21 protein-coding genes and 5 pseudogenes are annotated in these 26,564 nt (G+C 69.2%); 6 read left to right on the forward strand and 20 right to left on the reverse strand.

From position 1 onward, the window contains the following. The 7 genes and pseudogenes from P1P75_RS21645 to P1P75_RS21670 form a co-directional block, all read right to left on the reverse strand. Nucleotides 1-1,017 (reverse strand): annotated as a pseudogene (locus tag P1P75_RS21645) (phosphoketolase); the annotation flags it as partial. Nucleotides 1,018-1,157: 140 nt separating this feature from the next. Continuing rightward, a pseudogene (locus tag P1P75_RS21650) lies at nucleotides 1,158-1,652 on the reverse strand (Sua5/YciO/YrdC/YwlC family protein); the annotation flags it as partial. A 24-nt stretch (nucleotides 1,653-1,676) separates the two neighbouring features. Continuing rightward, a complete protein-coding gene (locus P1P75_RS21655) occupies nucleotides 1,677-2,453 on the reverse strand; it encodes a phytanoyl-CoA dioxygenase family protein (protein WP_319257794.1) in 777 nt (258 codons plus the stop codon). A 74-nt stretch (nucleotides 2,454-2,527) separates the two neighbouring features. Continuing rightward, a complete protein-coding gene (locus tag P1P75_RS21660; RefSeq protein ID WP_319257796.1) occupies nucleotides 2,528-3,313 on the reverse strand; it encodes a class I SAM-dependent methyltransferase in 786 nt (261 codons plus the stop codon). A gap of 243 nt (nucleotides 3,314-3,556) precedes the next feature. Beyond that, a pseudogene (locus P1P75_RS42070) lies at nucleotides 3,557-4,117 on the reverse strand (hypothetical protein); the annotation flags it as partial. Beyond that, complete coding sequence (locus tag P1P75_RS21665; protein ID WP_319257798.1) at nucleotides 4,000-4,317, reverse strand: hypothetical protein; 318 nt, start codon at nucleotides 4,315-4,317, stop codon at nucleotides 4,000-4,002. The gene P1P75_RS21665 and the pseudogene P1P75_RS42070, both read right to left, overlap by 118 nt. A 133-nt stretch (nucleotides 4,318-4,450) precedes the next feature. Continuing rightward, nucleotides 4,451-4,840 (reverse strand): enolase C-terminal domain-like protein, encoded by a 390-nt coding sequence (locus tag P1P75_RS21670; RefSeq protein WP_319257800.1) that lies wholly within the window; start codon nucleotides 4,838-4,840, stop codon nucleotides 4,451-4,453. A 116-nt stretch (nucleotides 4,841-4,956) separates the two neighbouring features. Here P1P75_RS21670 and P1P75_RS21675 point away from each other — a divergent pair, with 116 nt between their 5' ends. Next, on the forward strand, nucleotides 4,957-5,190 hold the full coding sequence (locus P1P75_RS21675; RefSeq protein WP_319257802.1) for a DUF397 domain-containing protein: 234 nt from the start codon (nucleotides 4,957-4,959) through the stop codon (nucleotides 5,188-5,190). Between the two features lie 434 nt (nucleotides 5,191-5,624). Here the strand turns inward: P1P75_RS21675 and P1P75_RS21680 are convergent. After that, nucleotides 5,625-6,173 (reverse strand): annotated as a pseudogene (locus tag P1P75_RS21680) (Na+/H+ antiporter NhaA); the annotation flags it as partial. Nucleotides 6,174-6,444: 271 nt separating this feature from the next. On the opposite strand from P1P75_RS21680, the gene P1P75_RS21685 reads away from it, so the two are divergent. Further along, on the forward strand, nucleotides 6,445-7,041 hold the full coding sequence (locus tag P1P75_RS21685; RefSeq protein WP_319257804.1) for a dihydrofolate reductase family protein: 597 nt from the start codon (nucleotides 6,445-6,447) through the stop codon (nucleotides 7,039-7,041). 407 nt (nucleotides 7,042-7,448) lie between these two features. After that, nucleotides 7,449-7,724 carry a hypothetical protein gene (locus P1P75_RS21690; RefSeq protein ID WP_319257806.1) on the forward strand — a complete coding sequence of 92 codons (276 nt, stop codon included), beginning with the start codon at nucleotides 7,449-7,451 and terminating at the stop codon, nucleotides 7,722-7,724. Nucleotides 7,725-7,732: 8 nt separating this feature from the next. Here P1P75_RS21690 and P1P75_RS21695 read toward each other — a convergent pair whose 3' ends face one another. From P1P75_RS21695 to P1P75_RS21710, 4 genes are all read right to left on the reverse strand, one after another. Then, complete coding sequence (locus tag P1P75_RS21695; RefSeq protein WP_319257808.1) at nucleotides 7,733-9,184, reverse strand: ISL3 family transposase; 1,452 nt, start codon at nucleotides 9,182-9,184, stop codon at nucleotides 7,733-7,735. Nucleotides 9,185-9,692: 508 nt separating this feature from the next. After that, a complete protein-coding gene (gene uppS / locus P1P75_RS21700; RefSeq protein ID WP_319257810.1) occupies nucleotides 9,693-11,531 on the reverse strand; it encodes a polyprenyl diphosphate synthase in 1,839 nt (612 codons plus the stop codon). A 16-nt stretch (nucleotides 11,532-11,547) separates the two neighbouring features. Next, on the reverse strand, nucleotides 11,548-12,417 hold the full coding sequence (locus tag P1P75_RS21705) for an ABC transporter permease (protein WP_319257812.1): 870 nt from the start codon (nucleotides 12,415-12,417) through the stop codon (nucleotides 11,548-11,550). Then, nucleotides 12,414-13,019 carry an ABC transporter ATP-binding protein gene (locus tag P1P75_RS21710; RefSeq protein WP_319257814.1) on the reverse strand — a complete coding sequence of 202 codons (606 nt, stop codon included), beginning with the start codon at nucleotides 13,017-13,019 and terminating at the stop codon, nucleotides 12,414-12,416. The genes P1P75_RS21705 and P1P75_RS21710 overlap by 4 nt, the downstream gene beginning before the upstream one ends. 237 nt (nucleotides 13,020-13,256) lie before the next feature. On the opposite strand from P1P75_RS21710, the gene P1P75_RS21715 reads away from it, so the two are divergent. Beyond that, a complete protein-coding gene (locus P1P75_RS21715) occupies nucleotides 13,257-13,760 on the forward strand; it encodes a hypothetical protein (protein ID WP_319257816.1) in 504 nt (167 codons plus the stop codon). A gap of 103 nt (nucleotides 13,761-13,863) precedes the next feature. On the opposite strand, the gene P1P75_RS21720 is transcribed toward P1P75_RS21715, so the two are convergent. The 4 genes from P1P75_RS21720 to P1P75_RS21735 form a co-directional block, all read right to left on the reverse strand. Continuing rightward, entirely contained in the window at nucleotides 13,864-15,156 is a 1,293-nt protein-coding gene (locus P1P75_RS21720) for a VCBS repeat-containing protein (RefSeq protein WP_319257818.1), read from the reverse strand. Next, nucleotides 15,153-16,076: a myo-inosose-2 dehydratase gene (gene iolE, locus P1P75_RS21725; RefSeq protein ID WP_319257820.1), complete on the reverse strand. Its 924-nt coding sequence runs from the start codon at nucleotides 16,074-16,076 to the stop codon at nucleotides 15,153-15,155. Before iolE ends, P1P75_RS21720 begins: the two co-directional genes overlap by 4 nt. 21 nt (nucleotides 16,077-16,097) lie before the next feature. Then, a complete protein-coding gene (locus P1P75_RS21730) occupies nucleotides 16,098-17,765 on the reverse strand; it encodes a GMC oxidoreductase (RefSeq protein ID WP_319257822.1) in 1,668 nt (555 codons plus the stop codon). Nucleotides 17,766-18,112: 347 nt separating this feature from the next. After that, nucleotides 18,113-20,815 carry a discoidin domain-containing protein gene (locus tag P1P75_RS21735; protein WP_319257824.1) on the reverse strand — a complete coding sequence of 901 codons (2,703 nt, stop codon included), beginning with the start codon at nucleotides 20,813-20,815 and terminating at the stop codon, nucleotides 18,113-18,115. Between the two features lie 495 nt (nucleotides 20,816-21,310). On the opposite strand from P1P75_RS21735, the gene P1P75_RS21740 reads away from it, so the two are divergent. After that, nucleotides 21,311-22,105 (forward strand): SDR family oxidoreductase, encoded by a 795-nt coding sequence (locus tag P1P75_RS21740; protein ID WP_319257826.1) that lies wholly within the window; start codon nucleotides 21,311-21,313, stop codon nucleotides 22,103-22,105. Between the two features lie 109 nt (nucleotides 22,106-22,214). Here the strand turns inward: P1P75_RS21740 and P1P75_RS21745 are convergent. The 4 genes and pseudogenes from P1P75_RS21745 to P1P75_RS21760 all read right to left on the reverse strand — a co-directional run. Next, nucleotides 22,215-23,036 (reverse strand): annotated as a pseudogene (locus P1P75_RS21745) (hypothetical protein); the annotation flags it as partial. 10 nt (nucleotides 23,037-23,046) lie between these two features. Further along, complete coding sequence (locus tag P1P75_RS21750) at nucleotides 23,047-23,523, reverse strand: GNAT family N-acetyltransferase (RefSeq protein ID WP_319257828.1); 477 nt, start codon at nucleotides 23,521-23,523, stop codon at nucleotides 23,047-23,049. A gap of 39 nt (nucleotides 23,524-23,562) precedes the next feature. Continuing rightward, entirely contained in the window at nucleotides 23,563-25,005 is a 1,443-nt protein-coding gene (locus tag P1P75_RS21755) for an NF041680 family putative transposase (RefSeq protein ID WP_319257834.1), read from the reverse strand. A gap of 178 nt (nucleotides 25,006-25,183) precedes the next feature. Continuing rightward, nucleotides 25,184-25,567: a hypothetical protein gene (locus P1P75_RS21760; RefSeq protein WP_319257830.1), complete on the reverse strand. Its 384-nt coding sequence runs from the start codon at nucleotides 25,565-25,567 to the stop codon at nucleotides 25,184-25,186. 72 nt (nucleotides 25,568-25,639) lie between these two features. Here P1P75_RS21760 and P1P75_RS21765 point away from each other — a divergent pair, with 72 nt between their 5' ends. Then, a complete protein-coding gene (locus tag P1P75_RS21765; RefSeq protein ID WP_319257832.1) occupies nucleotides 25,640-26,410 on the forward strand; it encodes a transposase in 771 nt (256 codons plus the stop codon). Nucleotides 26,411-26,564 lie beyond the last annotated feature (154 nt).

The following is a 26,564-nucleotide window of genomic DNA, read 5'->3' on the forward strand; positions in this document are numbered from 1 at the left end:
CAGCAGCGGGGGGCGCGGGCGGCCGTCTGCGGTCAGCAGGCGCTCGGGCTGGTAGGAGGTGAGCCACCGTTCAAGAGCGGTGAACTCCTCCTGGCATTGCGCCGGCCGTGGCAGCGGCGTCTTGTGGACGGCAGGGGTCCCGGCGACCGGACGGCCCGCGACGCAGCCGGGAGCGCCGTGCCCCTTGTCGAGTGTCAGGACGAGAACGCTGCCCGGGGCGGGCGCGCCGAGAGGGCGAGCGGCATCGAGGGCGTCGGTGAGGGCACGGCGCAGGTCGGCGGTGCTGTGGCCGTCGCTGTAAAAGGGGCGGTAACCCAAGCCGGTGAAGTAGGCATCGAGTTCGGGGCGGGTGAGCGTGGACAGCAGGCTGGGGCCGCCCATGCGCTGGCCGTTGAGGAGAACGACGGGCAGGACGGTGCCGTGGCGGCCGGTGCCGGCCAGGGCGCGGGCTGCGAGCCAGGCGGAGGCGGTGGTGCCGGTCTCGCATTCGCCGTCGCCGATCAGCGCCACGGCCAGGCGATGGGGGGCGTCTAGGACGCTGCCCTGGGCGATGGCGGGAGCGGGGCCGAGCTGCCCGCCGGTGTGCGGTTGGCCAGGGATGAGAGGGGTGATCTCGCCGCCGAGGTCGGTGGGGAAGCCGGTCACGAGCGTGTGCAGGCCTTCGGCGCTGTGGGTGAGGTCGGGGTGGGCGGCGCCGAGGCGGCCGGTGAGATAGGCGTGGGCCAGTGCGGACGGCCCTGCGTGGCCTGCGCCGTGCAGAACCAGGACGTCGTGGGTGCCAGGCACCGTCTTCTGCAGGGGTCCCAGGGCGGCGAGGGCGCGGTTGACGGGCGGGCACACGCCCCAGTGCCCGGCCGGGCGGGGCTTGATGTCGGCCCGGGTGAGGGGACGCTCGAGGAGCGGGTTGTCCCGCAGGTAGAGCTGAGCGAGGCACAGATAGTCCAGGGCGTCGGCGACGTCGGCCACCGAGGTGTCGGGCACGGCTTGAGCGGCGGCACGGGCCAGGTCAGCCCACATCTGATGCTCCCTCGGTCAGGGCCGCGGCGACGGCACGGGGATGGACGGTTCCTTCGCGGTGCAGGCGGGGCGCTCTGGTCGTGGGGGCAGTCGACGATCGTCATGTGCCGTGCCTGCGGGCAGATCCCGCCGTCGACGACGGCGGCAATTTGGCCCCCGGTCTGCGCGTTGAACGAGGCGACGTGGTTGGTGGTGAGCGTGGGATGGTCGTCCGCCGTGGCGGCCGGGGTGGAGATGCTGCACGCGGCCGCGGACAGCGGCTCGCCGGTCAGGCGGAGCAGCTGTCCGAGGATGCCCTCGGGGCAGCCGACGAGCGCGGGGGTGCCGATGGCGGGGAGCCGGGCAGCGTCCGCCCGCCACGGCAAGCGCTGTGCCAGTTCGCCCGGCCACAGGTGTCGGGCGAGGGCGCACGCATCCGTGCTGAGCAGAAAGCGCGCCTGGGCAGCGGGCAGGTCATCGAGGAGGAGGAGCAGCGGCTTGCGCTCGGGGCGCTGCTTGATGCGCAGGATGGCCGCGGCCGGATCGGCGGCGCGGGCGGCCAGCATGTACCAGCGCGGCGTGGGCACGGCCACCACGGCGCCGCCGGTGAGCAGTTCGGCTGCCGTGTCGAGCTGGCTGGTGGTCAGGATGTCCATCAGGTCTCCGCTCAACTCTCGGCGTCAGGAGCCGGGGCGGGTTTCGGCGGCCAGGGCGGCGAGGCCGGGATACTCCAGCCACGGATCGGTGAGGGCGGCCTCGGCGAGGCGGGAGTGGTCGGTGTGCCTGATGCGGAAATAGGCCATCACCCGGGGCACCGGGCTGGTGTTGATGCCGGCGCAGTGCGGCACGAGGTGGTGCATCACAATGACGTCGCCGGGGCGCGCGGTCAGCGCGGTGCCCTCCTGGCGGGCGACGTCGTCCGGGGTCTGCACAGCCTGCCCGCGTGTCCATTCCTCGGCGAAGTAGCGGGCCATGCGCTTGTGGCCGCTGGGCAGATAGTGCAGGGCGCCGGCGTCGCCGGTGGCGCTGCCGGACAGGACGACGCCGGCGATCAGGGTGAAGGTGTTGAGGTCCTGGGGGTGCAGATGGGGACAGGACACTCCGTCGACGTGCATCGCTTTGACCGGCTGCTCGGCGCCGTACGGTAACCGGATCTGGATCTGGGCCGTGGCGAGGGGGGCGGTGGGGGAGGGGTGCAGGAGCTGGGTGACGAGCTCGTGCAGCCCGCTGTCGTGAAACAGGCCGAGCAGGTCCGGATGGCCGGCCAGGTTGGGGGCGAAGGTCTGGTTCGTGTACGCGGTCAGCCGGGTGGGGTCGTAGTGCTCGCGCATCCACGCGTCGACGAGGTGGGCGGCGGGCTGCAGGAGCCGGGCGGGGATCATGCCGCGGCGTATCAGGACGCCGTCGGCGACGAAGGTGTGCAGTTCGTTCCGGGTGAGCGGGGCGGGAACTGGCATGGTGAACCTCCAGGCAGTGATACGAGGCGGGCGGGGACACCGGTGGGGTCCCCGCCCGCAGGCGTCACGAGGGATCAGGGGCGGCGGGCGATCAGGACGTCGAAGCGCGCGTGCTCGATCAGGACGTCCGCGTCGGCGTGTTCGGTCAGCAGGGCGAGGGCCCGCTCCTCGAACTCCTTCACGCGGTCGCCGAACAGGGGACGGGAGGCGAAGGACGTCGAGTACAGGTAGCCGACCACCGCCTCGGGGGTCCAGGGCCGCTCGACGGGGATGGCGTGTTCCTCGACGTCGGCGAAGGCGGACTCGGCGAGGATCTCCCGGTAGGGGCGGTCGTGGGCCGCGTAGGTCTTGTCCTTGCCCGCCCGGCGTTCGCTGCCGGTGTACTCCTGGATCAGGGACCGCAGGGCGTCCGTCCAGGCCGAGCGGGCCGTCCAGAGGCTGCCGTCCCCCATGACGACGACAGCGGCGTCCTTGGCCGTACATCCGTCGAGCAGCGACAGCACGGCCGGCTGATCCATCCAGTGAAACGCGCGGCAGACGGTGACCATGTCTGCCTCCCAGTCGGCGTGGGGCGGGACGAACTCCTCGGCCGGCTTGTTGTGCAGACGAACCGTCGTGTCGGGCAGTTGAGCCAGGGCCTTGTCGGCTTCCGCGAGCATGCCGGGGTCTCGTTCGACGACGTCGATCTCGGCGAAGGCAGCGTGCAGGGCGGCGGGCACTTGCCCGGTGCCCGATCCGAGGTCGAGGAGGACCGGGTGCTGCTTGGCGGCGACCGTCTGGCTGAGGAGACGGACGGCAGCCTCGGGGATGCCGGGCCGGTAGGCGGCGTAGTAGGGGGCCGTGTCAGCGAACTCGCTCATGACGTTTTCCCTTGTTCTGGTGGGGGCGGGGCCTTGGCGGCCCGCTCGATGTGGGTGACCGCGGTGTCCAGGTCGGGCACGGTGTGCACCCGTCTGGGATGGGCGGCCAGCAGGCGCCGGGCCGTATGGTCTGGCGTAGCTGAGGTGATCCACAGTGCCTGTGCGCCGGCGGCGAGAGCGCCTTGCGTCGCAGGCGAAGTTGTCGCCTACGTGCAGGACTTCGGACGCCGGCACGCCATGGATGGCGGCCACCGTCAGTACAGCCTGCGGATCGGGTTTGGCGAACCCGAGTCGCCAGGAGGGGTAGTGGCCGGCGAGGTGCGGTGCCAGTAGTCCCGCCAGGTCGCAATCGTGTTCGTCCCAGTACGTGACGTTCGACAGGGTGACCACCGGCACGTGGCGTGCGATCCGGGCGACCGCATCGCGGGCGCCGGGCCACAGGGCGAAGGGCTGAGGCCGGTGCTCGTACGGGAAGGACCCAGGATCCACTTTCAGGGCCTGGCAGAGCGCCCGGATCGCGGCGGTGTCCTCGGGTGAGACGTGGTGCAGGTGTTGCTGGACCAGCTGCTTCGCCTGCTCTCGGGGCAGGGGGGAGAGCGCGGCCAGCCGCTGGGTGATCGTGGTCCCGGTGGGTGCGCCAAGGGTGTAGCCGACGTCCAGGCTCACCAGCCGCACGCGGGCGGCGTTCACCGCGTCTCCGCCAGGGCCGTGATGATCGCCTTGATCCGCTGCGCTCGCACCGGGCCGCCCTCCCGGGCTTCCCCGAGGAAGGTCAGCAACTGGCGGGCCTCCGGCTCGCTCCACGCGTCCGTGTCGATGCCCGCCGCCGCGGCGGCTCGGGCGAAGTCCTCGGGAATCACCGGCGGCCGCCATCCGTGCGGCAGCATCAACGTGCCGGTGAAGGCCTGCCCGTCGGAGGCTGCGGGCAGCTCCTGGCCCGGCAGCGGGGACAGGACGGTGACGTCGTCGAAGGTGAGGATCCGTACCTGAAGTAGGCACGGCACCGGGGCGTCACCAAGGACGAGGGTCGCCGTGAGGAAGGTGGCGTGGCCCGTCAGTCGCTCATCAAGGACGAACAGATGGGTGCGGCCGCGGCGTTCTTGCTGCGTGCCGGTAACCGGCAGGTCGCCGGTGCCATCAGCAGCGCACCTCCAGCCCCAGCCCCGGGCCCTCGGGCAGTGCAGCCCAGCCGTCTACCGGCACGACCGTGCCCGACAGGGATCGCTGCCGCCTCGGCTCCCAGACCACCTGGTACTCCACCGGCCCGGCCACGTGCGGGAAGGCCGCGGCCAGGTGCAGGGCGGGCAGGAACGCCCTCCCGTGCAGGTGGACCGGCACGCCGGCCTGCTCGGCCAGCGCCATCCAGGTGCAGGCTTCGGTGATACCGCCGCACCACGCCACATCGAACGTGAACGCGGCCGGCCCCAATTCCAGCAGTCCCCGGGCCGCGCTCGCGTCGCTGAGGCGTTCACCAAAGGCGATCGGAAGCGAGGACGCCGCGCACAGTTCGCGGTAGGCGTCCTCCACATGAACCAGGCGATCAGTGTCGAGCAGTACCGCACCACGGGCGACCTTCTGAAAACCGAAGCCCAGACCCGCCGAGCCTCCGTCAGCCTGCTCACTTCAATCGCCAAGGACCTCGCATGAACGGCAAGACCCGCATCGACCACGCAAGGCTCCTGGAGCAGATCAACGCCGCAACCTGGGTCAAGAGCAGGCACAGCGGCGGCGGCACCAACTGCGTGGAGGTTGCCTTCCTGCCGCAAGTCGTCTGCTTCCGCGATTCCAAGAACCTCGACCAGCGACCGCTGCTCTTCACCACCAGCGCCTACGACGCCTTCATCGGCGGTCTTGAACAGTCGGAACTGCCCCTCTGAGCCACAACACTGAGCAACGCATCTGAGCCCTGGGAGCGCAGCGCCCTACGTGAGCCTGCGAAATCCAGCATTGACGCAGCGCCTCTCCCAGGTCGCGGTGGTGGTGAGCGGCCCCAACTCCGCTTCTCGCCGCTGTCGTGTCCGGCGTCCGCCGTGCGCTCCCGGCCATGGCCGATCACGTGTCAGCTTCGGCTGTGCTTGTTGGTCCGGGCTGCGGTCTCACCGAAGTAGGTTGTGGCGTGTCGTCGGTGGTGCAGGAGGAGTGCGGGTGGGTGCGACCGAGTCCAATGCTGGGGATGATTTCCACTTCTGGTGGACGGCTGGGCAGGCTCTTGAGCTCGTTTCCCCTGGCACGGAGCTTGAGCTTGTCACGGTCGAGGGCCTCGCTCTTGTTTGACGACCCGGACGAGCAGTACGAGACGGTCGATGTCGCCGATGGCGCCGAGGTCGTCGACGACCGCGAGGGTCAGCAGGAACGCGCGCAGCGCGGCCGGCAGGTGGGTGGACAGGACCGCCAGGACGGCGAGGGCGAACGCGATATCGGTGGCCATCGGCACCGCCCACCCTTGCAGGCTTCCCCCGCCCGCCGAGGCGGTCGCGGCGTACAGGGCTGCCGGTACGGCCATTCCGCACACCGCGGCGATCACCGGCAGCGCCGCGGTCGCGGGAGTACGCAGCTCGCCGACGACGAGTTCCCGCTTCAGCTCGATCCCGGCGACCAGGAAGAACACCGCGAGCAGCCCGTCCGCCGTCCAGTGCCCCACCGACAGGTCCAGGCCCAGGGCCGGTATCCCGAAACGGAAATCCCGTATCTGCTCGTACGCCCCGCTCCACGGGCTGTTCGCCCACACCAGCGCCACCACCGCGGCCACCAGCAGAACCAGCCCGCCGACGGTCTCGGTGCGCAGCGCACGGGCGACGGCCTGGCGCTCGGGAAGCGGCAGCAGGCCCAGGAAATACGAACGCGAGCGGACACCGGACACGGCGAGAAGTCCTCCGGAGCGTCGACGAAAAAGGGCACACGGCCCCACGGACGCCGACCAGACTTCCCGGCTGGCTTTGTCCACTTCAAGTGGCAGCGGCCGTCGGCTGGTTTGGGCAGCAGTTGAGCCCAGGCGCGCGGGCGAATCTTGACGAGTTTGACGGTACGGTGCTCGCGTCCGTTGGACGGATGCCATGATCACTAACGGCCTCGCACCTTGGCACGCCACCCGGCAGTGCCGGGCGCAGCGCGACCAACGGAAGGGACCCGGCATGCGCAGACTCGTCCACTACATCGCCACCACTCTCGATGGCTTCATCGCGGGCCCGGACGGCGGGGACCCAACCGGTCCCAACGGCTTCTGGCCCATACCTGAGGACTACATACAGCACCTCGTGGCCGAGTACCCGGAGACGCTGCCCGTCCAGGCCCGGCAGGCACTGTCCGTCACCGCGGAGGGCACGCACTTCGACACCGTGCTGGAGGGGCGGCACAGCTACGAGATCGGTCTTGCGGCTGGCATCACCGACGCCTATCCCCACCTGCGGCACCTGGTATTTTCCCGGACCCTGACCGAGAGCCCGGACCCGGCCGTCGAATTGGTCGCCCACGACCCGGTGGCGACCGTGCGCGAACTCAAGCAGCAGGATGGCAAGGACATCTGGCTGCTGGGCGGCGCCGAGCTCGCGGGCTCCCTGTACGCCGAGATCGACACGCTCATCCTCAAAGTCGGCCCGCTGACCATCGGCGACGGGATTCCGCTGTTCTCCCGCAAGGCTGCCTTCGACCCGCGCACCTGGACACTCGCAGACCACACCGTCCTCAAGAGCGGCGCGGTGTTCCTCACCTACACGCGCGTCGGCAGCTGAACGCTCCGGACGGGCGGCGCTTGTGGAGGCCGGGCGCGGGCGCGCCCAGAGGGTCGGTCACGCAGGCGCCGCCGTGCCGCACGCCAGGGCCGTGGACGGCTGCAACCGAGGTGGGTAGGGCAGGGGCCGACCCGAGCCGGCCGCAGGAGGCGCGACCTTCGGCATCCGCAGCATGACCAGCACCTTTCACCAGGAGCATCCCGATGCTGCCCTGGCAAGAGACCGGTGCCTCCCAAACTCATCAACACCACCCGTCCGTGGAACGGGGCGCCTCCCAAACTCATCGACAAGCGCCATCACTACTGGGGCTCTGGTCCACTTTCTGTGGATGGCTCACCGACAGTGATGTCAGTGGCATGTGGTGAGATGGCCGCGCTTTATCAGCCGCCTGGTGGGAGATCATTCCGATGCCTGTGTACCCGTCGCTGACCCGTGCTCTGGCTGAGGCTTTGGTCGGTGTCCTCTGGTTCGTTGAGGGGTGCGAGGACGAGCAGATGGATCCGGATGACGCGGTCAAGGTCTTGGAGGGTGTCGCTCATCTGGTGACTCAGCTGTCGAGTGATCAGCGAAGCGAGTTCATCGACCTACTCGGTTCGATGGCTGCAGAGGAGGCCGATCCTTCGCGCCGCGAGTTCTTGGAGGGCTTCCCTGATGGTTTTGGACTCGTTGAGGACGACTCCTGACCTGGGATCTATGCGTAGAGCAGGACGCGCTTGCGGAGGAGTTCGAAGCCCGCGCGACCGAACATCTGACGCTTGAGCATCTTGATCCGGTTGACGTGGCCTTCGACGACGCCGGAGTTCCAGGGTTGTGAGAGGCCGGCGATGACGGCGTCGATGTCGCGTTCGAGATGCTGCGCGAATCGGCGGAGACTGGGCAGTTCGGTGGTCGCGGTCGCCGCTGCGATCCAGTCGGGTAGTTGGTCGCCTTGCAGGTGGGTGAGCATGTGGGCGAAGGAGCGCACGTGCTCGGCGAGTGCTGCGAGTTCGGGGCAGTTGGCCAGGGCGGCTTTGAGGTGAAGTCGGTCGTTCTCGTTCAGTGCGTCGGGGTGGGTGAGGCTCCAGCGTGTGACGGCTCGGGCAGATGGCGGCCGTGGCCCGACGGGCTGGGGCTTGCCGCGAAGTGTCCTGCTGACGTAGTCGCGGACGCTGCCGTAGCCGCGTGGGTAGCCCTGTTCTTTGATCTCTTCCCATAGTTTCCAGGCGTTGGTGCAGCCTTCCTGCCAGCGCTGGTCGAGGTAGGGCTTGTAGGGATCGAGTTTGGTCGCTCGGCTTTGCCACTGGCCGGTGAACAACTCCTCCGGGGTGGTGGCGCGGGAGAAGCGCAGGATGGTGTTGAGGGTCATGCCGAGTTGCCGGGCGACGGACCGCTTGCTGTGTGCGGCGTCAAGGAGCGCGTGGATGGTGGCGTGCTTGGCGCGGGTGCGTTCGGCGAAACGGTGGCCCGTCGGCCAGGGCGATGACGCAGCCGGCTCCGCCTTCTCCTGCGGTTGGTCCGCCGGGGCTGGAACGGGACGCAGGCAGCCGCGATGCTGGTAGACGCATTTCTCGGCGGCTTCGCACAGGTTGTGCCAGAGGTGCCATCGGTCGGCGACCTGGAGGGCTTGTGGGGCACCGCGGGTGGCGCCTTCGGCGAAGAAGGGCGCACGGTCGCGGCAGACGATCTCGATGCCGGGCTGTTCGGCGAGCCAGGCCGCCAGCGTGTCCGCCTCCCGGTCCGGCAGGAGGTCCACCGGGCGACGTGTCTCGACGTCGACGAGCACAGTTCCGTAGATGTGTCCCTTTCGCTGGGCGTTTTCGTCCACGCCGACCACGCGGGGCGTGGCGGTAGGCGGGTCCGGCAGCGAGGCGATCAGTCTCAGCAGGGTGTTCCGGTTCACCGGCGCCCCGAAGGCGTCCGTCATCCGGGCGCCGGCCCGGCCCGCGAGCGCAAGACCGACCGAGATCAAAGTCGCTCGCAGTCGCTCGGTCCGCCGGCCGAACCGGCGGGTGAGCCCGGGCACCTGCTCGGCGAAGGTCTTGCGCGGACAGGAGTCCTCCGCGCAGACGAATCGACGCACCCGTAACGACACCACGACGAACTTGCCGACCGCTGGCAGATCACGGGGAAATCGCAGGTACGAACCGTGTATTCGGCCCGACAAGCACCCGCATCCCGGGCAGGCCGCCCGCCTGACGGTGTCCGGGCCTCGACCCGGACACTCGTGTCGGTCACCTCGACCGACTCTACGAACACGCCCTCCACTGAGGAGAACAGCAACTCATCCAGCTGCGGCCGTACTTCGTTCACGGCGCAGCACTGTCGACCACACCGCATTCCGGCCGGGCGATTTTCGGGCGACCTCAACCGCCGCCACACGAAGACCGACAGTCACGCTGCGTACGCGACCACAAGAAGTGGACCAGAGCCGCACGTCAGTTACGAAGCCACAGCGCCGACCCCGTCCGGCTGGGGGAGCTCTTCGGCCTGTCCAACCTCTCCGCCACCGGCTACGTCCTGTCGGCACACCCGCAACGGTCCTATCGCCCCGTAAGGTCCGTCCCGCAGCCAGTCCGGATCTGCAGTTGTGCTGGCCGTGACGACAACTGCCGGATCTCCAGGCTTCCCGCTGGTGTGCATTTCGCCGGGCCCGGTTTCGTCAGCGCCGGCAGTCAGATTGGACGTGGGGAGCGGTCGGTGCTCTTCGGGGAAACGAGAGGGGCGGCGCCGTGGCGGCGTTGGCGTCGGCTGTATTCGGTGATGGCCTGCCACAGGTCACGCCGGTCGACGTCGGGCCAGTAGGCGGGGGTGAAGTGCAGTTCGGCGTAGGTGGCGTACCAGGGCAGGAAGTTGGAGGTGCGCTGTTCGCCTCCGGTGCGCCACAGCAGGTCGACGTCGGGCATGTCGGGGTGGGGCAGGTGGCGGGCGAAGTCGTCCTCGCTGATGTGGTGGGGGTCGATGTCGCCTGCTCGGGCTGCTTGGGCGAGGGCTGCGGCGGTGCGGGTGATTTCGTCGCGGCCGCCGTAGTTGATGCACATGGTGAGGGTCAGGCCGGCGCGGGTGTGGGTGCGGCGCTCCGCGCGCTGGAGTGCTTGGACGAGTTCCTGGGGGAGTTTGTCGGGGTGGCCCAGCCAGCGTTGGCGTACGTCGAGGTCGCGGAGGGGGCCTTCGTCGAGGTCGTGCCGGATGGCTTCCAGGATGGTGGTGATTTCGTCGGTGTCGCGTTTCCAGTTCTCGGTGGAGAACGCGTAGACGGTCAGGTGGCGCAGGCCGATGTCCAGGGCGCCGCAGACGATCTCGTGGACGGCGGCGGTGCCGGCATGGTGACCTTCGGGGCGGGGCAGGCCGCGCTGCTGGGCCCAGCGGCCGTTGCCGTCCATGATGACCGCCACGTGGGCGGGCATCTGATCGGCGGCGATCTGCGGGGGCCGGGCGCCGCCTGGGTGTGGTGGCGGGGTTCGCCGGGCGGTGTTCTCGGCTGCCGGGCGCGGAACGTGCGCGGTCACCTCGGGTCGTCGGGGCCCCGGCACGGTGAGGGGGGTCAGGCTCCAGGCCAGGCCCGCGCGGAGGCGGGCGGGGGCGAAGATGCGAGTGCGGGTCACGACGGACAGGCGCGGGGGCCGCTTCAGCAGGGCAGGGCCGGCGTCGACAGCGTCGAGCTGGGCGCGCAGCAGGCAGGCCGCCGTGTCGAGCATGTTGGCGGCGCCCGGGTGCATGCCCGTGGTCATGGCGGGCCTGGTCACCCATTGGCGGGCCAGGTCCGTCAGTTCTGCGATCAAGGCCGCAACGGCCGGGCTCCAGCGCCTGTGCCGCAGATCCTCTTCCGCGTCGGGAAAAGGGTCCAGAGCCTCCTGAGGCAGGAGCAGGAGCCCGTGAGCGAGGTCGGCGCTCAGGTCCGTGAGGATGTCGGTGAGCTGGGCCCCGTCGATGAACTGCTTGTAGTCCCTGTGCCGGTCCAGCCTCAGCGTCATCGGCGCCCCGGCCTGTTCGAACAGGTGCCGTACATGGTCGACCCAGGGCACCAGCGCCTCGCACCAGGCACGCCACTCGGCCCAGTCGGCGAAGCGCCGGTCGCGGACGTCGCCGACGGTGCTGCTCACGGCACCTTGCAGGTCGGGCAGGTCCAGACGCCACCGCAAGGCGGTGTCCACCAGGGCGTGGCGGACCAGGTCCGTGCTGGTGCCGGCCGCCAGGTCGCGTTGCAAGGCTTGTGACCACGCTTTGACGCGGGCCTCACGCTCGGCCGGGTCTACATCCCGCTGGTCGGCCAGGTCGTCCAGGACGCTCGCTGCCGCCCACAGTGCCCAGCAGGCCGGGCGCAGGGCGGCCGGCACCAGCTGGAAGAGGGCGTGAATTCCGGGGTCGTGCACGCGTGTGATGCGGTGGCACAGCCGGTACGCCGTCCGCAGCCGGGACTCTTCACCGGTGAGGGGCCGGGCGGGGGTCCGCCCGAGCCGCGCATGCGTGGAAACGTACAGGTCTGCAGCGGCGGGCTGCGGTTTGGCGCGCATATCGGGATCCAGGACCTCAGTGTGCTTCTGTGTCGGGCACGGCGGCCGATGGCGCGAGAGCTCGGCCAGGTGCGGGAAGTACGGCCTTGCCGCTTCCTGACCCGGAACCTGGGATCTGGGCCGTTGTGGGCAGGGCGGTGCCGGTACCGCGGCGGAAGCCCAGCAGGGCGATGAGGGCGGCCCCGGTGAACCAGGTGAGCTGGATGGCCAGACAGCCCGGTACCGGGCTGGTGGAGAATCCGGCCGCCGTGCCGGCCTGCATGGCCCCGTAGGAGGGCAGGTAGCGCAGGAGTGGGTTGTCGGACCCGGAGCTCATGATCGGGTTCTGCAGAACAAGGTCGATGATGCTGGTCATGACGATCGCGAACATGCCCTCGACCTCGCGGCGCAGCACGGAGCCGAAGCCGACGCCCAGAGCGCCGTAGATGAGTGCGGCGCAGAACAGCGCGGCGGCGAGCAGGAGGGGCTGGCGGGGTGTCCAGGTCAGGCAGGCGATGGCGGTGGCGTAGGCGGCGACCACCGCTGAGACCAGAGCCAGTGCGGTGACCTTGGCCAGGACGAGGTGGGCGCGGGGGTAGCCGGCCATGGCCAGCCGGCGGTCGAAACGGCTGCCGGAGTACGTGGCGGCGAACATCATGAAACCGGTGATCAGTGTGACGGCGTTGAGGGCACCGCTGATCGCGGTCAACTCGTTGCCGGGCGGGGAGAGCGCCTCTCCGGTGGCGTGAAGCCGCATCGGGGCCGGGGTCTGCGGAAGCACCGTGAACGCCAGGAAGGTCCACAGCGGCACGAACAAGGCGACCAGGACCAGGGCGAACCGGTTGCGGCCGTGCTCGACCAGCGTGAACCGGGTGGCCACAGCGAAGCGGATCAGGTGAAACCTCACGCGGCGACCGCCTCATCCTGCCGGAGCATCCCGGCGTCCAGGCGCCACAACTCATCCAGACGCTCCGTGTCGTACGCCAGGTGAGAGACGACCAGGACCGAGCGTCCCGTGTCCCGCAGCCGCCCGGCCAGGTCCCAGAACCGCTGGTAGGTGTCCCAGTCGAAGCCCTGATACGGCTCGTCCAGAAGAAGTACCTGCGGATCGTGCATGAGCGCCAGCGTCACGTTCAGCTTCTGCCGCGTGCCACCGCTGAGCACCCCTACCCGCTCATCGGCGTATCCGGTAAAGCCCAGGATCTCCATGATCTCCTCGGCGTAGCGCACATCGGCCAAGCAGTACGCCGTCTGGAAGAACGTCAGGTGCTGCCGGACGGTCAGCGCGTCATTGAGCACCACGTGCTGAGGGCAGTACCCGAACCGGCCATCATGGCGGACCATGCCGCGTGTGGGCCGCAACTCACCAGAGAGGATCTTCAGCAGCGTGGACTTGCCGGCGCCGTTCTCCCCGACGATTCCGCACAGCGTCCCGGCCCGAAGCCGCAGATCAACACCTTGCAGGACCACGCGCCGCCGGTAGGCATGGTGCACATTCTTGACCTCCACGCCCGACTCTCCACCCGTAGCCCCTGGACCGAACGAGTGGCCTAACGATCAAGAGGTGGAACAGACACGAGCCCCATGCCACCGGCGTCGCGGCAACGGAGCCAGCAGCGTTCATTCAAGGGCCGCGAGTGACGATGCTGATCGGCGCGCTGTGGATGTCCAACCCTCCTCACGCACACCTCCGCCACCCACGTCGCCGACTTCGTCACCGACCAGCTCCCCGAACCCCGCAGCGACTTGGTCCTCGCCTGCGTCCTGGAGCTGACCGACACCAGCGACGGGGCCCGCTTCTGGTGGCAGTACGCCGCCGGGGCCGGCCACGGCGCCGCCGCGTACTGCCTCTACCTCCACCTCCTGGCGCTGGGCGAGCCAGACACCGTCGACTGGTGGCACCGTCAGACCGACGACGTCCAGCCCTCACCAGAGGCCTCCGTGGAGGAACACGACTCCGGCGAACACCCCGACAGCCCATGGCGGGCAGCAGAGCACCGGATCACGAGCACGTCCACCACCACGATCCTGCGGGTCCTGCGTCACCTCGCGAAGTACACCGTCCGGCCCCGCCCCGCAGCCGTCACTGCGCGAGGCAGCCGACAGCGATGGCGTTGTTCGAGTGCTGCCCGTCCAACACCGGCCCTCGACTCGTTGACCGTGCTCACAGCAGGGGCGCAGATTCCGTGCGACGCGGCCAGCAGTGCGTGGCAAGGCTGCTCGCCGAACGCGCCGGAGAGCGTGGCGTAGGCGCTACTCAGACGGTGACTTGATCACGCTGGGTGCAGAACCCGTATCGCGGGGACCCAGCGACATCCGCGGCGGGGGACCGCCCCCGCCGCGGATGGGCCGCTCAGCCGTCTCCGCTGGGTGAGGGTGTGACCGGGCCGGGCCAGGCGAAGGCGTTGGTGTAGAGGCGTACCTTCGGGTCCTTGGTCCGGTAGTAGCCCACCGTGTCGTAGGCGGTGATGGCGAAGTCCAGCCTGCCGTCGCCGTTGAAGTCCGCGACGGCGATGCGGGCGGTGGACTCGGTGCTGACCTGCTGCTCGATGAGCGTGTTCCCCTGCGCGTCGAGCTTGTAGTACCAGACGCCCTGCGCCGGAGCGGGCCCCCGCATGCCGATCAGGAACTCGTCGTCCCCGTCGTTGTCGAAGTCCGCCACGACCACGTGATGTCCTACGGCGTCGTACTGGGCGCTGGGATGGGCAAAGACCTTCAGTACCTTGCGCCGCCACGGTTTGGCGAACGGCGAGGCGGTGCCGTTGGGCCGCACGTAGGCCGCGACGGTGTTCCCGTGGAACGGCTCCAGCGTGACGATCACCGCGCAGGACCGCCCGCCGATCCGCCCGACCGCGAGGTTGCCGCTGCCCTGGAAATAGCGGCCCAGTTCCGGCGACTTCTGCGGTGGCACGCCCGTGCCGAGGGTGACGTGTTGCCAGGGGCTGCCCGGCGCGGCGCCGGGACCGGGGCCCAGCCAGCTGATCCCCTCACCGCCGGCCAGCAGGAACGACTCCCGGTCCGGTCGCGGGGTGCCGGGAAAGCGGGCCGAGACCACACCGTGCACGACGGTGAAGTGCGAGGTGTCCACGGCCCGGCCCGGCCACGTCTCGGCGGTCAGCACGTCGTCGGGGAGGTCGTACAGCATGACGTGCACGGGCGAGTGGACGCCGGCTTCGCCGCCCTGCGGACCGACCACCGGGAAGGCGGCCAGCTGCAGACGCCGGTCGGTGGTGAAGTGGCCCAGCCGTAACCGGTGGGTGGCGACCAGGTCCGCCACGTGCCGGCGGGTCCACGGGGCGTCCCACTTGCCCGCGCCGGGGTTCTGCAGCCAGGAGATCTTGCCGTCCCGGGGGCCGCAGTTGAACATGCAGTTGCCGTAGTCGTGGCTGAGGACGAGGTCCGGCAGACCGTCACCGGTGAGGTCCTCGGTGTCCAGCGCGACGGGCTTGCGGCCGGTCAGGGACACGATGGTCCGCTTCGTCCAGGACGGGTTCTGGTACCAGACGACCTCGCCGCGGCTGAGACCGGAAGCGACCAGGTCGGGGCGGCCGTCGCCGTCGATGTCGACGGCCTGGAGGAAGTAGCCGTCGCGGGGGTCGGCGTCGATGACCGACTCGGTGAACTTCGGCGTGGCGTGTACGGTCACCTCCCCAGCTCCTTCCTCAGGTACTCGCGGGCCAGCTTGGCGTAGTACAGCGGTGGTCGCCGGCCGTGCGGGTCCTGCTCGGCCTCGACGACCAGCCAGCCCTTGTACTGCTTGGACTCCAGGGCCTTAAGGACGGCCGGGAAGGGGACGTCTCCGGTCCGGTCGCCCGGGACCGTGAAGATGCCCGCCCTGACGAACTCCTCGAAGCCGGCCGAGGCCAACCCGGGCTTGTGGCGTACCGCGGGGCGGATGTTCTTCAGGTGTACGTGCCGGATGCGGTCGGCATGCGCGTTGATCACCGCCACCGGGTCGCCGCCAGCCCAGTGCAGATGGCCGGTGTCCAGCAGCAGATGGACGTACTGGGCGTTGGTGCGCCGCATGAGCGTGTCCACGTCGTCCTGGGTCTGCACCCCGGTGCCCATGTGCGGGTGGTAGACCAGCTGGAAGTCCCGCTCCTTGGCGAGCCTGCCGATCTCGTCGAGCCCTTGGGTCAGCGCCCTCCAGTGGTCCTCGGTGAACACGGGCTTGGATTTGCTGAGGCTGATGGGCATGAGGTGGATGGAGTTGCCGAACTCGGCCACCCCGATGCTCCGGGTCTTCACCGGGCCCTGGATCGCGTCGAGGAAGTCCATCCGCTCCCGGAAGGCGGCGATGGTCGGCTCGCGCATGCCGGGCACGGTGAAGAACGTGCTCACCCACGGCTCGGTGACGCTGAGTTCGCGCAGCGCGAGCGCCGTGTTCAGCGCGTCCACGTCGGTGGGGAACTTGTGGCCGATGCTGCACCCTTCGAAGCCCGCCAGCCTGATCTCGCTGACGCACTGCTCGAAGGGGATGTCGTCGCCCAGCAGCGGGAAGTCGTCGTTGGTCCAGCAGGTCGGTGTGATGCCGAAGTGTGTCTCGGGCAGCCTGATCGGTGTCATGGTCGTCCCTCCCCTATGCCTTCAGGAGCTCGGCAGGATCGTCTTGATCTTCTCGACCGCTTGCAGCGCCATGGCGACGCTGGTCAGCGTGGGGTTGGCGGCGTTGCCGAACGGGTGCAGGCCGTTGCCGCCGAGGAAGAGGTTCTTGACCTTCCACACCTGCGAGTTGGGGTCGACGACGCTCGTCTTCTCGTTCTTGCCCATCCGCGTGGTGCCCGCGATGTGCAGCGGCAGGCCCGGGGTGAGGAACTGCGGCTCCGATCCGGGCATGAAGCCGCCGAGCTGGGCGGCGACCCGCATCATGTGGTCCATCATCCTGCCGCAGTCGGCCCGCTCCTCCTTGGTGAGCTCGAAGTGGAACGTCGGCTGGGGCATGCCGAAGGTGTCCTTGATGTCGCGGCTGAAGGTCACCCGGTTGCTGCGCCGCGGCCGGGACATCCCGAACCACCTCAGGTCGACGATGAGCCGGCTGTCGATGTTGGGCGGCACCTCGCCGTAGCTGAAGGCGTCGCGGTGGATCTGGCAGTGCCAGGGCTGCCCCGGTACGGCCGGGATCCACAGGTTCGGCTCCAGCTCGCCCTTCGGGAATGGCACGGGGTCCGCGCCCGGGGTCTTCTCCTGCTGCTTCTGCTTCTGCTTGTCGATGTACTCCTTCACCCGCGTCTTGGCGTCGGGGTACTTCTCCAGCAGGGTGACGACGTCGTCGAGGATCGACTGCTTGAGCACGGTCTGGCAGAACGCCATCGGCTGCTCGGTCAGGTAGCGCCCGTTCGACTCGCTCCGCAGCTCCGAGGCGAACAGCAGCTGCGGGGTGAGCACCGGGTTGCCGGCGACGACGTACACCTCGGCGTTGATCGTCACCTTCTCGTTGAGGTCGCGGAGGTTGCGGACCTTCACCCCCGTCACGCGCTGCTGGCCGTTGCCGTCGTCGGTGAGTTCCAGCCTGGTGCACTGGTGCTCGGGCAGCAGCCGGAAGGAGCCCTGGGTGGGCGTGTGGCGGGGGTCGGCGAGCGGGCCGAGCACGGTGTCCGCGGCGCTCCAGTGCACGGCATCGGACTTCGCCTGGTCGGGGCGCGCGCTGACGGCGAGCGGCAGTTCCCGCACGTCGGTGAACTTCGCGCGGTGCAGCACCTCACGGACCAGCAGGTGGCGTGCCGAGGAGGCGAAGACCGCCTCGGACCTGTGCAGGAGACCGGCCGCCTCCTTGTAGAGCTTGTCCATCGTGGTCGCGTCGATGGGGTAGGCCTCGCCGTTGTACGTGCGCTCCAGGGTGGCGTGGAACTCCGGTACGGCGCAGGTCCAGTGCGTGGCCATACCGCCGACGGCATAAGTGGCCGCGGACGCGCCGAGGTTGTCGCGCTTCTTCTGCTCGGGGTTCTGGTTGTTGAGGACGAATCCCGGCCACTCCTCGGAGTCGTACGAGAAGGAGGACGGGTCGAGGGTGACCACCGGGGAGTCGTCCTTCGCGATGGACAGCGGATGCAGATGCCCGCGGATGACCGACGCGAACAGGTCCACGTTCTTCTGGTACAGGAAGCTGTTCTTGAGGTGCTCTCCGTAGGTCCCGGAGAGTTGCGCACCGGCGTCGATCATCAGGACATGGTGTCCCGCATCCACCAGCTTCCGCGCGAAAGTAGCCCCGACCGGACCGCTTCCGACGATGAGAACGTCGACGTCGTACTTGCTCATGCCGTTGCCTCTCTCTCCTCCGGCGTGATTGCCGGAAATCGATGGCGCGATGGCGCAGGAAATTGGGGGGGTCTCTCCATTGAGGAGCCGACCGGCAATTCCGTAAATAGCCGGGCGCCACGTTCCCTCGAAGGGGCTACTACTGAGATGAGATGACAAATATTTCCGTGCACCCGAGGCGTGAACTCCATGCGCCGGGGCATGAATTCGCGCGCTGTCGCATGCCCCGCCCCGCACCGGAAAAAAATGGCGGAAAAATGGAAATGGCTGCGCACCCCGACTCGAAAAGCCGGGGCGCACAGCCATTTATCTACTCTAGGGAATTACCCCTGCATTAAACCTCTGGATTACCGTTCCTGAACGACCCTCAGTTCCTTGATTCCCGGTCGCTTCCCGTCGTCTGCGGGATCCGCCGCCCGCACTTCCACCCGCACGAAGCGGGCGGCGCCCCCGGGCGTCACCTCGCGCCAGTTCTCGCCGTCGACGGAGGCGAGCAGCCGGTGCGAGGCCGGCCGGATGTCGGACCACGCCACCGAGACCTTGGAGACGCGCACCGTGCGCCCGAGGTCGACGGTCAGGTGGGCCTCGGCCGCCTTGGGCGACCAGTACGTCGTCCCGTCCCCGTCCACGGCAGCCTCGGCATACAGGCCGGGCTGCTCCGAGGTCGCCTCGGCCGGCCGGCAGCGGGCCGCGTTGTCCGTCGGCTCCAGGTCGGGGCGGCGGGTCTTGACGACCGCGGGCACCGCGGAGCTGACGACCTGCGTGCCCTGCGGGGTCTCCAGCTCGAACGGTTCCCCCTGGATCAGCCGCACCCGCGTCTCCTCGGCGCCGATGGCTACCTCGTACGTCCTGCCGTGCGCGCGCAGGCCCTTGAGCGTGACGCCCTCCGACAGCTGCGGAGGGAGCATCGGGTCCAGGTGCACCTTGTCCGAGCGGGTGCGCAGCCCGGTGAGCCCGTGGGTGAAGACCTGCACGAAGCCGCCCTTCCCGGTCAGGAAGTCCTCGGCGGGGAACCCGGCGTGCGGATCACCGGCGCCGGCCGCCCGCTCCCCGCGCGCTTCGGAGTACAGCGCGAACGGGCCCCGTACGAAGGGCCGGATGGACCGCATCAGATAGGTGTGGGCGACGCAGCCGGGCTTGCCGATGGCCGCCGCGTCCACCGCGTGCACCGAGTCCGTCATGGCGGGGCCGTCCGGGTCGGAGCGGGCGGCGTAGTAGTCGAGGGTGTTGGCGGCCGCCTCCTCGGACATGGGCCATTCGAGGGGGTAGATCAACAGGACGGCGTCGGCCTGTTTGATCGGGTCGCCCTTGTAGCCGTCGTACTGCCGGAAGACCTTCGCCTCCTTGTCGTACAGGATCCGCAGCCGGTCGGCGATGGCCGTCCAGCTGTCCGGTGCGCGCTCGCCGAGGACGCCGGCGGCACGGGTGGCATGGCGCAGCGCGATGGCGGCAGCCGCGTTGGTGTAGACGGCGTCGTTCTTGTAGTTGCTGTACTCGTCGGGCCCGGAGACATTCTTGATGGAGTAGCTGCCGTCGCTGTTGCGGGTCACGCGGCTCTCCCAGAACCCGGCGATGCCCTTGAGCAGCGGCCAGCCCCGCTCGCGCAGCCACTGCCGGTCGCCGGTCTGCTGGTAGAACTGCCAGGCGGCGAGGGCGATGTCGGCCTGGAGGTGGATCTGGGTGCGGCAGTGATCCGGCTCCACGCTGTGGCACTCCGACTTGAGGTCCCCCTTGCCGGCGCTGGTCCACGGGAAGAACAGACCGCGGTGCCCCAGCGCGACGGCGTTTCGCCGGGCGGCCGGCATCGTGTGGTAGCGGTACTCCAGGACCGACCGGGCGAGTTCGGGCCGGAAGGCCAGCAGGCCCGGGAACATCCAGGTCTCGGCGTCCCAGAACTTCAGGCCCGCATAGTCGTCACTGGTCAGACCGGCCGGGGCGATACTGTCGGGCGATCCGGCCCGGGAGTTCGCCAGCAGTCCGTAGAGGCTGGAGCGCAGCCATCTCTGCAGCTCGGGACGGCCGTTCACCTCGATGTCGCCGCTCCACAGCTGCTCCCACTCGGCGACGTGTCGTCCGAGCAGCCGCTCCCAGCCACGCTCCGCGGCCCGCGCCGACTCCTCGGCGGCGCTCTGCGCGGGCCGGCGGGAGGTCAGCTCGGTGTCGACGCCGACGAACTTGGTGAACGCGTACGAGCGCCCGTCGCGCACCGGCACCGTCGCCGACTGGTGGGCCGTCAGCCCTTCGCCGCCATGTGACCGGCCGCGCACCGCAACGCCCTGGTCGGGGCGCAGGGTCGACACCACCGCCCCGTCCACGTCGGTGCCGTCGGTCCGGAACGCCACGGCGATCCGGTCGTCGACGGATCCGCCGGGCTCGTCCCCGGTGGCTGAGATCCGTCGCGCTCCGCGGCCGTCGATGAGGTCGGTGATGCTCGCGGTGCCGCTCCAGCGCGGGGTGACGGACAGCCGTACGGCGCCGACGTGACGGTACTTGCGGTCGGCGACGACGTCGTAGACCAGGTCGGTGGCCCGGCCGTCGGTGGTGGTCCACATCAGTGACGTGCGCACCAGGCCACAGCGAAGGAAGACGGTCTGCCGGTAGTCCGAGATCCGGTCGGTGGGGGTCGCCGGGCCGAAGGTCTCCCGTCCGACGGTGACGGTCAGCCCCGACCAGGTCGGGAGCGCCGCGATGACGTGGCGGTCCTCGGCGGTTCGCTTGTTGTGTGCGTACAAGCCGGCCACGAACGCACCGTCGTAGCGGGGCGTCTTGAGGGGCCAGCCGGTGTCCCGCTCCGAGACGGAATAGCCGGAGCCCGTGGGCGGCAGGCTCTGCCCGAGATAGCCGTTGGCCGCGTAGGCGTGGTGATCGTTCGACGGCTCGGTGGACGTGAGCGTCCAGTCGGAGGGCGCCGAGTGCCCCTCGTCGGGGCAGAGTTGGGCCGCCGCTCTCGCCGAGGGTGTGGCGTCGGCGAGAGCGGCGGTGGACAGGAGCGCGCCGATGAGAAGAGGGATCGTCAGCCGGGCGCGGCGTGACGGCCGTGAGGACGACACGGGACGACTTCGCGCATGCACCATGAGGGATCTCCACAGGATCGGTGGACGGGACGCCTGATACGGGGGCTCGGCCGGAAACGCGCAGACAGGCACACGTGCCGAGGCGCCAGAGGGGCAGGCCGGGACGGCGACAGCGTCAGCGGACGCGTATGTACGGCGCTCGTATGTACGGCGCTCCCGAGAGACGGACGACGGGCCGCCATGCGGTGTCCAGACCCTTCACCGTCATCCCTGCTGCCCTCCCAGGGTGGTTCCCGTCGTCAACTTCGCATTACCCAGAGCGATTTGACGACAACCCTGCGTAGCGGCCACCGCTCCCGTGCGCCCTCAACGCACTCCGGCACCATGGTTCGCGCCTCTGGCCTCCCGGCGCGTACCGGTGTCCCGGAGCACCTTGTTCTGTATGAGTGGTGGTACTCCGTACCACCCGTGGGTCGACCGCCCGCGGGTACTCCATCCCTCCCCCCCACACGAAAGGTTTGGAGGAACGACATGCAGATTGATCTGAAGGGCCGCACCGCTCTGGTGACCGGCTCCACCCAGGGAATCGGCGCCGCGATCGCCTCAGGTCTGGCCCGCGCCGGCGCCCGGGTCGGCGTCAACGGTCGCTCGGCCGAGCGGGTGCAGCGGACCGTGGACCGGTTGAGCGGCGAGGTGCCCGGCGCCGAGCTGGTGCCGGTGGCCGCCGACGTGACCACCGAAGAGGGCGCCCGGAAGGCCGTGGACGCCCTCTCCCAGGTGGACATCCTCGTCAACAACCTCGGCATCTTCGAGTCCGCCGACCCCCTGGAGATCAGCGACGAGGAGTGGCGGCGCTACTTCGAGGTGAACGTCCTGGCCGCCGTGCGCCTCACCCGTCTCCTCCTGCCGGGCATGACCGGACGCGGCTGGGGCCGCGTCCAGTACATCGCCAGCGACTCGGCGATCGTCACCCCCGCCGAGATGATCCACTACGGCATGTCGAAGACCGCCCTGCTCGCCGTGAGCCGGGGCTTCGCCAAACAGGCCGCCGGCACCGGCGTCACGGTGAACTCCGTCATCGCGGGCCCCACCCACACGCAAGGCGTGGAGGACTTCGTCCACCAACTCGTCGACCGCAACCTGCCCTGGGAGGAGGCCCAGCGCGCCTTCATGCGGGAGCACCGACCACAGTCCCTGCTCCAGCGGCTGATCGAGCCGGAGGAGATCGCCAACATGGTTGTCTACCTCAGCTCGGATCAGGCCTCGGCTACCACCGGCGGCGCCCTGCGCGTCGACGGCGGTTACGTCGACTCGATCCTCCCCTGAAGCGGGGCCTCCTCACGCGACCAGGTGATCGACAGGCTGAAGGACAGCGGCTTCGAGGTCGGGCCCGTATGCCGGGTACTGGATTGGTCCAAGTCGGCCTACTACGCCCTCAAGGACGGACGACGAAGGGCGGGGCATCACGCACAAGCAGTTTGCAACGTTCGCGCAGACGATCACGGTGACGATCACGCCAACCAAGGGTCAGTTCACCACGCGAGGGTGCGGGACCGGGAAGGCGGTGAAGTAAGGAATGCAACACAGCTGGAGTTGACACAGAATCGAGCTGGAAGAGGCCCACTGTGTCGGAGGCCTGGATGAGCTTGAAGGCGAGCGGGTCGTCGAGGTCGACGTGGTCGGGGTTGTCCAGGTCGATCACGCGTCCGGTGGCCCGGCGGATCTCGGTGACCGCGTGGGCCATCGAGCTCTGCATCCGCACGCCCAGTACATCGAGCTTCAGAAGGCCCAGGTCTTCGACATCCTCCTTGTCGGCCTGCAACATCGCGTAGCCGGCCGGGGTGGGTTGCACGGGGACGCGGTCCAGCAGTGATGCGTTGGAGATGATCACCCCGCAGGGGTGCATGGCGTACGCGTGCGGCAGCGCGTCCAGGCCCTCCGAGCTCCCACAGCGGCCCGAACTGAGGCGCTCGACCGGCGAGTTCGCGCAGCTCTGGCAGTTCGGCGAGGGCGCTGCGGATGTCGCGGGCCCGGATGTGCGGGAAGCTCTTGGCGACGTCCCCGATCACCTGGGGTGGGATGCCGAGGGCGAGGCCGGTGTCGCGCAGGGCGTGCCGGGCCCGGTAGGTCTCGGGCATCCCGGTGACCGCGGTCCGCTCCTTGCCGAATCGCTCGATGATCGCGTCATACACCTAAGGCGCCGCTCGGATCCCACATCGAGGTCGATGTCGGGCAGCGACGTTCGCCGCTCGCTGAGCTTGTTGTTTTTAACCTCCGGTGGCTGTGGCGTCGCGGAGTCGAGTGCTCGGGCAGAGGTAGAAGAGTTCGGGATCTCCCTCGTCGAGGCCGTGGAGCAGACCGACGGGGTGCCAGCTGGCGCGTTGTAGTAGTTGCTGCATGGGATGGTTGGAGACGTTGGTTGATGTGAACAGTTTCGTGGTGGTGCATACGGTCTCGACGGCCGTGAGGAGACGTGCGCCCACACCTCGTCGGCGGGCGCTGGGGGCGACCGTCAGCATGGTGACGAAGCCCTGCTCGAAGAAGGTGTATTCCAGCACGCTGTAGCCCAAAGGTCCGGATGAGTCTCGGGCCATGAGGACCACACCCTGTTCGCACCAGTGCCGGATGCTGTCCCGTCGTGTGTGGTCGCCTGCTGCCGCGACGGAATCGATCTTGGCTAACGCGGCCCACTCCGATGGGTCCGCGCGGTCCACTTGAAGCCCGCTGAGGTTCTCGACGTCCATGGGGTGCATCGTGGCAGCGTATGGGCGGTTGGTGCTCGCCTATTGGGTTCGGCGGGGCTTGGTTCCCTTCTTGTGGTGTGCGGGGCGGCTGTATGCCTCGCCGGTGGCGAGGACACGTCCCACGTCGTGCCGGGTGGCTGGGTGGCGGTTCTTCGAGCCGAGCGGTCGACCGGGGCCGGAACGGGACGGTTTCGGTGCACCGGCCGGGGAGCCGGTCTTCACACGCAGGTTTCTGAACCCCCTGCGGACCCGGGCGGGCGTCAGCTTGTTCGGCTCGGCCGGCTTCTCCCAGGGCCGCGGGAGATCGGTGGCCAGTGACCGGGCGAGCCGGAGCTGGGCATAGGCGGCGATCACCAGCCATGTCCACCGGTCGGCCGCCTCCGAACTGCGGAGCCTGGGCCTGGTCCACCCGAGTGTCTGCTTGAACAGGCGGAACGTGTGCTCGAGATCGAAGCGGCGGAGGAAGGACTGCCAACAGCGGTTGACGTCGTTCGCGGTGGCGGCGGTGCCCGACCACCACAGCCAGACCGGCTTGTTCACCCCGCCACTGGGCAGCTTCTCCACGGTCAGGCGGATGACGGTGCCCTCGATGATGGGCAGCGGTCCGTCGTGGTCGAGCCAGGCCGCCCGCCGGGTCAGCCTCGGGTGCAGCCGGTCCCACGCCTGCGCGGTCGCTTTGCCGTAGAGGCGGGTGTCTGTGACGGTCTCGGCCTGCTCGGTGCCCCAGGTGGTGGGGTCGCCGAAGACGAACTCGCCGCCATGCTTGGGCGGTCGGCCGCCCTTGGGGTCGTAGACCCGCGGTGGTGTGGGCCGGCGCATCACACGGTCGGAGCGGAGCCGGCCGAGGATCTCGACGGGCAGGTCGTGCAGCAGGTGGGCGATCCGGGGTGCGTCGTATCCGGCGTCCAGCACGACCAGGACCTCCGGATCGCCCGGCTTCCACTGCTCGGCGGCGATGAGCCGCTCGACCAGCCCGCGGATCTGGACCGTGGTCACTGCGGCGACGTCCGCGCCTGGCTCCAGGCGGACCGCGTCCAGCACTGCCGTCCACGATGTCCGACCGGTCTCCAGCGCGGCGACGATCGAGTACGGCCAGCCCGGGATCATCTGGTGCTTGCCCTCACCTCGGCCGAAGGTGTGGCAGAAGGACCGGTCAGGGCAGGTGTTGGCGTCCGGCCGCAGCCACGGCGAGACGTCCGCAGCCAGCACAATCCGGCCGTCCGCAGCCCTCGGCAACGGCGCCCCAGCCAGCGCGCGACGAAGCCGGGCCACGTCGATCCGTCCGTCGTTGAGGCCGCTGTAGAGGGCACCGTGACCGCGGCGGTGTTCCGGCGCGAGCGCCAGGTCGACCAGCGTCCGCACCGGCCCGTCCGTGCACAACAGCGCGTCGCGCCGAGCGGTCAGACACGCGTACCACTCCGCCCGGAAGCGTGACGCTTCCGCGAACGCATCCCTCCGCACAACATCAGGCAGCAGACTCACCCTCACGGCCTTCGTCTTGGTCACGTGCACCTTGGTCGGAGCACAGGATCAGACGAAGGCCGCCCCCACGTCCGGCAAACCCTCAGGTGAGCGGCCCAGTACGAGACACCGTTCGAGGCCGGAAGAAAAAGAACAAGCTAAGGGCTGTCCTGTAAGTGGGTTCCGTGGTCGGTGGGCTTCATAGGAAGACCAGCGGGACGTCCTTCTCGATGCAGAGCCGCAGGACGCCCGCCAGGTGGCGGGCGTCCTCGATGTGTTGCTGGAGGAACTGGTCGCTGCCCTCCCGTGTCCACTGGCGGGTGATCGCCTCCAGCCGGATCAGAATCGACGCGCACTCGGCAGGAGAGAGTTCGTCACCGCCGTCATCCGGATGATCGAGGAGGGGTTCCAGAGCGGTGGACACCTCACTCCACGGGCGCTCGCCGCCGAAGCCCCACATCTCGGAGAGGACGAACCCTTCGGCCTCGGCCAGACGCCGCCGGAACGCGGCAAAGCCGCTGTAGGACCAGGAGACATCCGGACTGCTGGTGTCTCCGTCGCCCGGGAAAAGAACCAGTCCCATGTGCCCTCCCTGCTTTCCGAGCACACAGGATCGAGGACATGGGGCAGCGTCGGCAACTGAGATGATCTTGGTGTGGCTGGTGTGATCACGGCGTCGGAGCCGTCCTGGATAGCCCCGTTCACCGGGCTGAGCCCGCGTGCTTTCGGGAAGCTGGTGACGGTTCTGCGGCGCGAGGGTGCGGACGCGGTCCGCAAGGGCCGGCCGTGGAGCCTTCCGCTGGAGGACCGAGCACTGCTGGTCGCGACGTACTGGCGCACGAACCTGACCATGCGCCAGCTCGCCCCGCTGTTCGGGGTGTCCAAGTCAGCGGCCGACCGGATCATCGACCATCTCGGGCCGATGCTCGCCCTCCAGCCCCGCAAGCGGTTCGCCAAGGACACCGTGCTCATCGTGGACGGCGCCCTGGTCCCCACCCGGGATCACACCATCGCCGAGCGGTCCAAGACCTACCGGTACTCCACCAACCACCAGGTCGTCATCGACGCCGACAGTCGCCTGGTCGTCATAGTCGGCCGGCCGCTCGCCGGGAACCGCAACGACTGCAAGGCATGGGAGGAATCCGGCGCCAAGGCCGCCGTCGGCAAGACCCTCACGATCGCCGACGGCGGCTACCCGGGCACAGGACTGGTCATCCCGCACCGCCGCGAGCGCGGCCAGACCGAACTCCCGGACTGGAAAGAGGAACACAACAAGTCCCACAAGCAGGTCCGCGCCCGCGTCGAGCACGTCTTCGCCCGCATGAAGACCTGGAAGGTCCTCCGTGACTGCCGCCTCAAAGGCGAGGGTGTCCACCACGCCATGCTCGGCATCGCCCGGATGCACAACCTCGCCCTCGCCGGATAGGGCGGCCGGCTGTACGGCGGCCCGCCATGCCCGAGACGGCTCGAAGATCAATTATGGGACAACCCTAAGGTGGGCCGGCGCAGGCGGCGGCTCCTCAGGGCATGTGGTGATCCGCTCTTGTCAACTGGCGCCCGGCTCTTAGGCTTCGCCCATG

The organism is Streptomyces sp. ID05-39B, from assembly GCF_033794725.1.
GTDB lineage: Bacteria > Actinomycetota > Actinomycetes > Streptomycetales > Streptomycetaceae > Streptomyces > Streptomyces bobili.